Origin of the sequence: Roseibium sp. (genome assembly GCF_025698965.1) — a bacterium.
GTDB lineage: Bacteria > Pseudomonadota > Alphaproteobacteria > Rhizobiales > Stappiaceae > Roseibium.
In genome coordinates, this window is record NZ_JAILWL010000377.1 from 1 (window position 1) to 6,522 (window position 6,522).

The 6,522-nt window shown below is 56.6% G+C and carries 7 protein-coding genes; 3 read left to right on the top strand and 4 right to left on the bottom strand.

From position 1 onward, the window contains the following. Nucleotides 1-280: 280 nt before the first annotated feature. Both K5905_RS24330 and K5905_RS24335 read right to left on the bottom strand, forming a co-directional pair. Nucleotides 281-661: a hypothetical protein gene (locus K5905_RS24330; protein ID WP_297588857.1), complete on the bottom strand. Its 381-nt coding sequence runs from the start codon at nucleotides 659-661 to the stop codon at nucleotides 281-283. 146 nt (nucleotides 662-807) lie between these two features. Further along, nucleotides 808-2,805: a protein meaA gene (locus K5905_RS24335; protein ID WP_297588859.1), complete on the bottom strand. Its 1,998-nt coding sequence runs from the start codon at nucleotides 2,803-2,805 to the stop codon at nucleotides 808-810. A gap of 284 nt (nucleotides 2,806-3,089) precedes the next feature. Here K5905_RS24335 and ccrA point away from each other — a divergent pair, with 284 nt between their 5' ends. Together ccrA and K5905_RS24345 are read left to right on the top strand one after the other, a co-directional pair. Further along, nucleotides 3,090-4,385, top strand: coding sequence for a crotonyl-CoA carboxylase/reductase (gene ccrA, locus K5905_RS24340; protein WP_297588862.1), 1,296 nt, complete (start codon nucleotides 3,090-3,092; stop codon nucleotides 4,383-4,385). Nucleotides 4,386-4,592: 207 nt separating this feature from the next. Then, nucleotides 4,593-5,129: a CAP domain-containing protein gene (locus K5905_RS24345; RefSeq protein WP_367187019.1), complete on the top strand. Its 537-nt coding sequence runs from the start codon at nucleotides 4,593-4,595 to the stop codon at nucleotides 5,127-5,129. Nucleotides 5,130-5,136: 7 nt separating this feature from the next. On the opposite strand, the gene K5905_RS24350 is transcribed toward K5905_RS24345, so the two are convergent. Beyond that, nucleotides 5,137-5,550 (bottom strand): SH3 domain-containing protein, encoded by a 414-nt coding sequence (locus K5905_RS24350; RefSeq protein WP_297588865.1) that lies wholly within the window; start codon nucleotides 5,548-5,550, stop codon nucleotides 5,137-5,139. 219 nt (nucleotides 5,551-5,769) lie between these two features. On the opposite strand from K5905_RS24350, the gene K5905_RS24355 reads away from it, so the two are divergent. After that, nucleotides 5,770-6,261: a hypothetical protein gene (locus K5905_RS24355; RefSeq protein ID WP_297588868.1), complete on the top strand. Its 492-nt coding sequence runs from the start codon at nucleotides 5,770-5,772 to the stop codon at nucleotides 6,259-6,261. 4 nt (nucleotides 6,262-6,265) lie between these two features. On the opposite strand, the gene K5905_RS24360 is transcribed toward K5905_RS24355, so the two are convergent. After that, nucleotides 6,266-6,522, bottom strand: a 257-nt coding sequence (locus K5905_RS24360) for a GH25 family lysozyme (RefSeq protein ID WP_297588871.1), incomplete at its 5' end; no start/stop codon positions are given.

Below are 6,522 nucleotides of genomic sequence, written 5' to 3' on the forward strand. Positions count from 1 at the left end.
GGCAGCTTCGGGAACCGAGAGATCGGAACGGACAAACGCCGCCCCCAGACCAAGCGCGAAGAACAGGATGATCGGCGACAACAGGTTTTCTGCCGCCAACGCAAATATTGTTTCAGCCAAGATTTTTAGCGCCCCGCCTAGAACCCAACACGACCGGGACCGATGCCCCGACACCCATACGTAAGATTACGTATTCTGACCGATATGGTGCACTGCGGAAGGGTTTCAAGCCATCCTGAAAAGCAAATCGTGGTTCAAGTCGATTTTTCAGATCGATTTTTCAGGTCGCTACGTTCACTTGATGCGTGTCATCCTCGTCGCCATGATCCTCATAGGCATGACGGACATCTTCAGGGGGTGTCCAGTCGACCGGTCCTCGCATCGGATGTACCGGCCCGTGGTCAATACCGGGTTCCATCGCCCGCATCGCAGCAGCGCGATAGGCCTCCATACCGTCCAAAACGTGATCTTCCGGAGAATGAGCATCAATGAGTACAGCCGGACCGTCCTCGGCCGGTCTTGCATCAGGGTCATGGCGCTCTGCGGTGTTACGCTGTTTTCTGCGGTCATAGCCGGTTCCGTCACCGTCTCTGTCCGCTGGATACTCTGTCGCATGCGCCACGACTTGGGCCGATTGCGGCCTTTCGATCGTCGTCGCCAATTCGGCCTCCTGGCCATCAGAGAACTTCCGCCTTCTGGCGGAACCCTCTGAATCTCTCAACAAAGTGTTAACAAAGCTTTACACAAAGTTAACTCATTGTTTCATTTGAGACAACGATAGTCGAACGCAAAGATGTGCAGAACCCGTTAGGCAGCCTGCGCGCCCGTTTCTCCAACAATCTTCACGACATCTGCCATAATGTCGGTCAACTGAAAGTCTTTCGGAGTATAAACTGCCGCAACACCCATCGCCTTGAGCTGGTCTGCATCTTCGTCCGGAATGATGCCACCCACGACAACAGGAATGTCGTCCGCTGCCGTAGCCCGGAGCCTGTCCATGACATCCCGGACAAGCGCCAGATGGGAGCCGGACAGTATCGACAGGCCGATGACATGGACGTCTTCTTCGACGGCAGCATTCACAATCTGGGCAGGTGTCAAGCGAATGCCCTCGTAAACGACCTCCATTCCACAATCACGAGCTCGTACCGCAATTTGTTCAGCACCGTTCGAATGACCATCAAGACCCGGTTTGCCAACCAGGAACTTCAACCGACGGCCAAGTTTTTCCGAGACGGTCTCAACTCCTTGCCGGACTGTCGCCAGATCGCCGGAATCATCGCGCGCAGCCTGACCGACGCCGGTCGGAGCGCGGTATTCTCCAAACACATCACGCAGGGTTCTACCCCACTCACCTGTGGTCACCCCGGCTTTTGCAGCGGAGATCGAAGGTTCCATGATGTTGCGGCCTTCCTGAGCCGCGGATTTCAAGTCGGCAAGCGCGACCGAGACCGCAGCCTCGTCGCGATTGTCACGCCAGATCCTGACCTTTTCGATCGCCTCTTCTTCCACATGTTCAGGCACGGTAAGAATGGCGCCATCTTCTCCGCCGGCCAGCGGTGACGGCTCGCTTTCGATCCATTTATTGACACCAACGACCACCTGGTCCCCGGCTTCAATAGCCGCCAGGCGTTGGGAATTTGCCTCCACGAGCTGGCGCTTCATGTAACTTGAATCGACCGCGGCGACGGCGCCTCCCATGGCATCAATGCGCGCAAGTTCTTCGCGCGCCTGTTCCTTGAGTGCGTCAACCTTTTTCGTGATTTCGGAAGAGCCCTCGAAAATGTCGGCATATTCCAGAAGATCGGTCTCATAGGCCACAATCTGCTGCATCCGGAGCGACCATTGCTGGTCGAACGGCCGCGGCAGGCCCAATGCCTCGTTCCAGGCCGGCAATTGTACCGCACGGGCACGGGCATTCTTGGAAAGAACCACCGCCAGCATCTCAATGAGAATACGATAGACGTTGTTTTCCGGTTGTTGTTCGGTCAACCCCAGGGAATTCACCTGAACCCCATATCGGAAACGCCGGTAGCGCTCCTCTTCCACTCCGTATCGCTCGCGGCAGATTTCATCCCAGAGTTCCGTGAACGCGCGCATCTTGCACATTTCGGTAATGAAGCGCATGCCGGCATTCACGAAGAACGAGATCCTGCCGACAGCTTTCGGGAAATCCTCTTCCGGGATTGCACCGCTGGTCTTCATGGAATCCAGAATGGCGACCGCAGTCGCCAGCGCGAAGGACAATTCCTGAACCGGCGTCGCACCTGCTTCCTGCAAATGATAGGAGCAAACATTCATCGGATTCCACTTGGGCATGTTGGAATAGGTCCAGGCGATCACATCGGTCGTCAGTTTCAGCGACGGTGCCGGCGGGAACACATACGTGCCGCGTGACAGATATTCCTTGATGATGTCGTTCTGGGTCGTTCCTGAAAGCAGATTGCGGTCCGCGCCCTGCTCGTCTGCCGCAGCCACATAAAGAGACAGCAGCCACGGGGCGGTCGCATTGATCGTCATGGAGGTGTTCATGCGCTGCAACGGTATATCGTTGAAGAGCGTGCGCATGTCGCCCAGATGAGCAACCGGTACCCCCACCTTGCCAACTTCCCCCTTTGCGAGGAGGTCGTCCGGGTCGTACCCAGTCTGGGTCGGCAGATCGAAGGCCACTGACAGGCCGGTCTGGCCTTTTGCGAGATTGCCTCTGTAAAGCTTGTTCGACTCGGCCGCGGTCGAATGACCCGCATAGGTCCGGAAGATCCAGGGGCGGTCCCGTCCCTCGCCCGTTGCATCCGATACGCTCATGCCACTTCTCCTCCTAAGGCATTCCGCTGCCTGTAATTCGCCGGTTCGCAGTGCTCATTCCACCGAAGCCTCCCCGCTTGACGGAAGTGTGCCGAATTTTACGCGCCTGCGAAACCCTTCTGTGCAATGCAAAATATGATTGGCATTAAAACGCAAGTTAAGCAATAGTCGTATAGATCGAAGCTAGTTTTTGAACAATAGTTGCGCAAATCGATGTTTCGATCCAATAATGCCTTGTGCATATGCGAAATTCTACGGCGGACCAACAGCCCTGGGAGGGGAGAATGACAGCAGCAGCCGAAGCCAACGATAACAAAACGCGAGGAGGCGCTCCGGTGAAGGATCTCTATGAAATCGGTGAGGTCCCGCCCCTCGGCCATGTACCCAAAAACATGTATGCGTGGACGATCCGCCGCGAGCGTCACGGCCCCCCCGAAGACGCCATGAAACTCGAAGTCGTTCCGACTTGGGAGCTGGACAGTCACGAAGTGCTGGTTCTCGTGATGGCGGCAGGCGTCAACTACAACGGCATCTGGGCCGGCCTCGGCGAGCCGATCAGCCCGTTCGACGGTCATGGTGCCGCTTATCACATCGCGGGTTCCGACGCGTCCGGAATTGTCTGGGCGGTTGGCGACAAGGTCAAACGCTGGAAAGTCGGCGACGAGGTCGTCGTTCACTGCAATCAGGACGATGGTGACGACGAGGATTGCAACGGCGGTGACCCGATGTACTCCACCTCACAACGGATCTGGGGATATGAGACGCCGGACGGTTCGTTCTCTCAGTTCACACGCGTTCAGGCACAGCAGCTCATGCCGCGCCCGAAGCACCTGACCTGGGAAGAAAGCGCCTGCTATACGCTGACACTGGCCACCGCCTACCGGATGCTGTTCGGTCATCACCCGCACGAGCTGAAACCGGGTCAGAATGTCCTGGTCTGGGGCGCTTCCGGTGGTCTCGGATCGTATGCAATCCAGCTCATTACGGCCGCCGGTGCCAACGCTATCGGTGTGATTTCTGATGAAGACAAACGCCAGTTCGTCATGGATCTCGGCGCGAAAGGCGTCATCAACCGCCGGGATTTCAAATGCTGGGGACAGTTACCGACGGTGAACTCACCTGAATATGCCGAGTGGTTCAAGGAAGTTCGCAAATTCGGCAAGGCCATCTGGGAATTCACCGGCAAAGGAAACAATGTCGACATCGTGTTCGAGCATCCGGGCGAAGCAACCTTTCCGGTGTCCACTTTCGTCTGCAAGAAAGGTGGCATGGTTGTGATCTGTGCGGGAACGTCCGGTTTCAATTGCACGTTCGACGTCCGCTACATGTGGATGCACCAGAAACGGCTGCAGGGATCGCACTTTGCGCATCTCAAGCAGGCGTCGGCAGCCAACAAGTTGATGATTGAGCGGCGGATTGATCCGTACATGTCGGAAGTCTTCCCGTGGGACCAGATTCCACAGGCGCACACCAAGATGTGGAAGAACCAGCACGCCCCAGGCAACATGTCAGTGCTGGTCACCGCCCCGACAACCGGCTTGCGCACGCTCGAAGACGTGTTGGACGCAGGTAAACGTTAGAGTTCGACAGCTCCCCAGAAGGCTAGGGCCTCGCCCGAAACTAGCCTGATGCAGCCTGACCAGCCCGTGTTTCACGGGCTGGTCTTTTTTTGTTGACTGTTGACCACAGGTTCCGGGACATCCCGCCGCAATTCTGCTTTGTTGTCGCCTCATCACCTGTCAGTCAAAGACGAATCAATTCAAGCAATTTCCGGAGAGCCACACCACGTGTTTGATTATCTGCTCGGCAAACGTTCGATGAAAATGGCTGCGGCGTGCACCATGGCTTTGGCCGTCACGGCCTGTCAGGGCGAGCGCATGCAAACACCGCCCTTTTACAAGGACCTGGCCCGAACAGACGGACAAGTCGATGCGGCAACCGCAGCGCAGATGATTTCGCAATACAGGGTCAATAACGGTCTGTCGCCGGTGTCCCCGGACCCGCAACTGACCTCAATCGCAAAATCTCAAGCCGAAGCGATGGCGGCTGCAGGCAGCGTCAAGGCTTCTCTTGCCCCAAATCAGCAACTGGCAACACGGATGATCTCTATCGGAGAGCCGAAAACGGCGGCGGCGGAAAATGTCAGTGCCGGTTACCGCACATTTGCCGAAGCATTTTCCGGTTGGAGGGAATCTCCAAACCACAATCAGGTATTGCTGACCAAGGACGCAACCCGGCTCGGCATCGCGACGGCTTATTCGTCAAATGCCAAGCACAAGGTGTTCTGGTCGTTGGTGATGGCCGGTCCCAAACCGGGCCAATAGATCAATTTCAGTAATACCGGCGCGGATATCGCGGGTAGCGCGGAAGAGGCTGAACGGCAACCGGAGGACGCTGGTAGATAGGGTAATTCCGCTGATAAAGCGGCACACCCACATATACACCGGCGCTCGGGATCGGACGGCCATAATAGTTGCCCTGGACCCCGTAACTCAGATACTTGCCGGAGACCCATCCTTTGACATTGGCAAACGCGGCATCGCACCACCTGTAGTCAGCCGTGCAACCGAACACCGTGACACCGCCGCCACGCGGAACCGTTGCCAGAACCGGGTAATTGGTGCCGGGACCGGCCCGCACGTTCAGATTGGCCGTCGTATAGGCAATAGCCGGGCGTGACTGGGCCAGCGCCGGCAGCGACATCATCGCCACCGCAAACAACGCCAATGGCAAGCGGATCAACATCATCAATTCTCCGAAATTCCGAATCATGTCCCGTTTCGCGGCCATGATCCAAGCCCTGACACAGCGCAGATGTGGGAACACAAGATGGCGAAAATAAAGCACATCCTCACCTGTGTGATTACAATAGCGTAATTAAAGCATATGGCGCGAAAAGTTACTTGCGTCCCCCCTTCCCCATTGGCTTCATGAAGACAGTCAGGTCTTGGGGGGGGAATAATCATGGCCAAAATCAATAAAGTCGCGGCAGCCCTGGTGCTGTCATTTTCGGTTTTTGCGGTTCTGTTGACAGCGGCCCAGGCCTTCGACGGTCATGCCGGCTATTACTATCCCGAGCCACAAACCAGCGAAGCCTATATATCAGAAGTTCAAACTGCCGACGACGCCGACAAGCGTTCCCGGGCAGCTTTCGTCATCGGTTTGGCAGCGCAGCAGTCGAAACAGAACTACACGCCCGGCTTTCACATGTTCGCCAAGGGCACCGACCTTGAAAAACTCATCATCGTGGCGACTGGCGACGGTCAATATGACACCTTGTACCGCTTACGGGCACTGTTGGCGTCATTGACCTCCATGGCCCGTTCGACGGAACTTTTTGCGCGCACGAACCGGCCCCAGGAACTCAACTTTCTCGATTTCTGCAAGTTGATCGGCTTCACACAGGTGACCGTAAGCAACGGAAAGGACCTTGCCCATCAGATCAAGGTGCGCTGACCGCCTACCGTTTCAATTCGCCCTTCAGCCAGTCGCGATATTGGGACCTGGTGCCGAAAAAGGTATTCCGGTCCACATCGCCCCTGATGCCCGGCACCCGGCCTTCTGCGGTATATTGCCAGAACACCCAATCGTCCCGTTGCTCATAAATGTTCTTCGGGTGCGTCGCGACGGAACGAAGCCAAAGCTGCTCATCACGGAAGGCTCCGACCAGCCGGTCCCTGTGGAAATCGACGGACGAATAGATCACCGGCCGTTTGC